At 62.9% G+C, this 3,509-nt stretch carries 1 protein-coding gene and 2 pseudogenes; 2 read left to right on the forward strand and 1 reads right to left on the reverse strand.

Annotation, left to right across the window (positions count from 1 at the left end; all coding sequences use genetic code 11):
• Positions 1-64 precede the first annotated feature (64 nt).
• Positions 65-960, forward strand: a pseudogene (locus ACWTU9_RS32935) (IS91 family transposase); the annotation flags it as partial.
• 388 nt (positions 961-1,348) lie between these two features.
• Positions 1,349-2,119: pseudogene (locus tag ACWTU9_RS32940) on the forward strand (IS630 family transposase); the annotation flags it as partial.
• Between the two features lie 243 nt (positions 2,120-2,362).
• On the opposite strand, the gene ACWTU9_RS32945 reads toward ACWTU9_RS32940, so the two are convergent.
• Positions 2,363-3,373, reverse strand: coding sequence for an IS110 family RNA-guided transposase (locus tag ACWTU9_RS32945; protein WP_455861971.1), 1,011 nt, complete (start codon positions 3,371-3,373; stop codon positions 2,363-2,365).
• Positions 3,374-3,509 lie beyond the last annotated feature (136 nt).

Raw genomic sequence — 3,509 nt, forward strand, 5'->3', positions numbered from 1 at the left:
GCGCCTCAAGCCGCCGGCATTCTCATCCTGATTGACGCTGCTCTCTCACGTTGATCGCCGCGCCGCAGAGATCGCCTTCCAGAACAAGGCGGCGGTCTATGCGATCCTGTTCAAGGCCGCATCCGAAGCCTTGAGGGTGGCGGCGGCCGATCCCAGGCATCTGGGCGCCGAGATCGGCGTGGTCGCCGTGCTTCATACTTGGGGTCAAAATCTCCACCATCATCCGCATGTCCACTGCGTCGTGCCGGGCGGCGGCCTGTCGCTCGAGCCTGCCACGGCGAAGGCCGGGGACCAGCGATGGATCGCCTGCCGGCCGGGATTTTTCCTGCCCGTACGGGTTCTGTCGCGCCTGTTCAGGCGGCTATTCCTGGAGCGCCTGCAGGACGCCTTCGACGCCAGCCAGCTTCGCTTCTTCAGCGATCTCGCCAGCCTGGCCGACCGTGCCAGCTTCTGCGCCCATCTGGCTGGACTGAAGCGGATCGAATGGGTCGTCTACGCCAAGCCTCCGTTCGGCGGTCCCGAACAGGTTCTCGCCTATCTGGGCCGCTACACCCATCGCGTCGCCATCGCAAACAGCCGCCTCGTGAGCCTGGACCAGGGAAAGGTCAGCTTCCGCTGGAAGGACTATCGCCATCACGACAAGTCCAAGCACAAGCTCATGACCTTAAGCGCCGACGAGTTCATCCGGCGCTTCCTGCTGCACGCTCTTCCAGACGGTTCCATCGCATCCGCCATTGCGGGCTGCTCGCCAACGGCCACCGCGTCGCCAAACTCGCCCAGTGCCGTTTTCTTCTGGCAGCGCCCACGCCGCCGCCGCCGCCGGACCCGACCGCCGACTATCGCCAGCGTTACCGCTGTCTCACAGGACGCTCCTTGGACATCTGCCCGGGCTGCGGCGGCGCCATGGCCACGCTTGGCCCGATCCCGCGCAAGGCCCCGACCTGGCCAGACACCTCATGACACGCTGCGCACCGACACGCTCGCACCGTCCATCCCGGCGTCTGCTACAGTCGTCGCCGGGCCTTTGCGCGTCGCTAGTCAAAGTCGCAGCCCGGCTATCGCCAGCAACGCGGCACCTCAGCGTCAACGACCCAATGGCGCCGTCTCTCGCGTCCCAGATGGTCCTGCATCGCGACGACGGGCGACTTCCGCAGAACGATCCGCGAGCCCGCTCCGGCGCCTCGGACACACTGTCCAGCCCTAAATCCCATAGCCCCGCCCGCCATCCCGCGGTTCAGTTCAATCAGGCTTCAATGTAGTCGCGACCCGTGCGTGCACGCCCAATCGCGCCCGCGACCACACAGAACCCTCCAGATTCAACATTCATGCTGGGAGGAGGCCAGTGTGGATGGCAGGATATTCGATGGACCTTCGCGAGCGGGTTGTAGCTGCGGTCAAGACCGATGGGCTCTCGCGACGTGCGGCGGCGGCTCGATTTGGCGTTAGCTATAGCGCGGCCATTGAGTGGCTTAAGCGTGTCGAAGAGACTGGCAGTGCTGCGCCTCGCCAGGTCGGCGGCTACAAACCGAAGAAGCTCTCGGGAGCGTGGCGCGACTGGCTGATCGAACGCTGTCACGACAGGGACTTCACCTTGCGCGGCCTTGTGGCCGAACTTGCGAGCGTGGCCTGAAGGTCGACTACCGTTCGGTGTGGGAATTCGTGCGTGCCGAGAAGCTCAGTCACAAAAAAAGACGCTGATCGCCGCCGAACAGGATCGTCCCGATGTCGCGCGACGGCGGCTGCAGTGGACGAAGTATCGAGGCCGGATCGATCCCACACGACTGGTCTTCATTGACGAGACCTGGACCAAGACCAACATGTCGCCGCTCAGGGGCTGGGCGCCTGTGGGCCAGCGCATCAAGGCCAGAGTGCCGCACGGCCACTGGAAGACCATGACCTTCCTGGCCGCGCTGCGCCACGATCGCGTCGATGCGCCTTGGCTGATCGATGGGCCGATCAACGGCGAGAGGCTCCTCCTCTATGTCGAGAAGGTTCTCGCGCCGACCCTCCAGCCGGGGGATATAGTCATCATGGACAATCTCGGCTCGCACAAAGGCAAGTACGCGCCGCCGGCGCAAGGCTCTTCTTCCTGCCGAAATACTCGCCCGATCTCAATCCGTGTATGGATGGCTCCTGCGGGTCAAGGGTGGCGGATCGGGTTTGGTGAACAGGTCGGTTGCGGCCATGTATACGGCGTCTGAAGATGCAACGGGATCGCTGCGCCCTGATGAATATCCGCTTGGAGAACAGGTCCCACTCAATCGAGCGCGCTCGAGGCGCTTCGGATTGATCGGGGTGTCCTGGTTCTTCGTCTCCGTTTGTTCGCCATCACCTCACTTTGCCCTGACCATTTCGAGAGCCGTCAGGCGGTCTGCGGCTCGTAGCGTGATCCGTCCCTGAGGACGGCAAATATTGTTCTTGCCATGCGATGCGCCAAGGCGATGGCGACGACTTTCGTCTTCTTCCGGGTCAGCATGCTCGATAGCCAGTCCGATCCTGGCTCGCGCTTGAGCCTACGTCTGAGCATGATCTGCGCCATGGCGCCCAGATACAGCAATCGCCGGATATATCGGTTACCCATCTTCGAGATCCGACCCACCCTCTGCTTGCCCCCGGTGGAGTGTGGTTTGGGAGTGAGACCGAGCCAGGCAGCGTAGTCCCTTGCGCAGTCGAAATTGTCGACCTCCGGCGTCGTCGCCGCGATGATCGTCGCCGATAGCATGCCAACACCTGGGATCGTAGCCAGACGCTGGCTAGTCTCGTTTTGCTGGTAGGCGTCCGCTATCTCGTCGGTCAGCCGCTCGATCCGCTTGTTCGTCTCGGCCAACTGATCGAAGAGCAAATCCACGGGCATCCGCGCCACTTCCGGAAGCTGGCCCAGGTGTTCCTTCAATCGATCGACATTCTGCGCACCCTTCGCAGCTATGATACCGAACTCCGTCATGTGGGCTCGGATCGCATTGCCGATCTGCGTGCGTTGGCGAACCAGAAAGTCCCGCGTGCGGTGGAGAACCAGGACCGATGAGCAGGCTTCGCTCTTGATGGCGACAAACCGCATGGAGGGGCGCGTCACGGCTTCACAGATAGCGGCCGCGTCCGCAGCATCTGTCTTCCCGCGCTTCACGTAAGGCTTCACATAGGACGGAGGCATCAGCCGGACGTTGTGCCCCATCTCCTGAAGCCTGCGCCCCCAGTCGTGAGAACCTGCGCAAGCCTCCATGCCGATCAGGCATGGAGGACGCTTCTGGAAAAACGCAAGCAACTGGCTGCGGCGTAGCTGGCGGCGTACGAGAACGCGACCGTTCTCGTCTACGCCATGGATCTGGAAGACGCTCTTTGCGAGGTCGATACCAACTGTGGCAAGCTCGGACATGGATGGCTCCTGTGCTCGGGACGACAACATCCCAACTATGGCGCAATACGACGCCGGGAGCAGGAGCCATCCACATGGGGTAATCGCGGGAGCGACGCGCCCTGGAACCGATCATAGCCTTGGAGGGTGGCTGTTC

This window comes from Mesorhizobium sp. 128a (genome assembly GCF_053848025.1).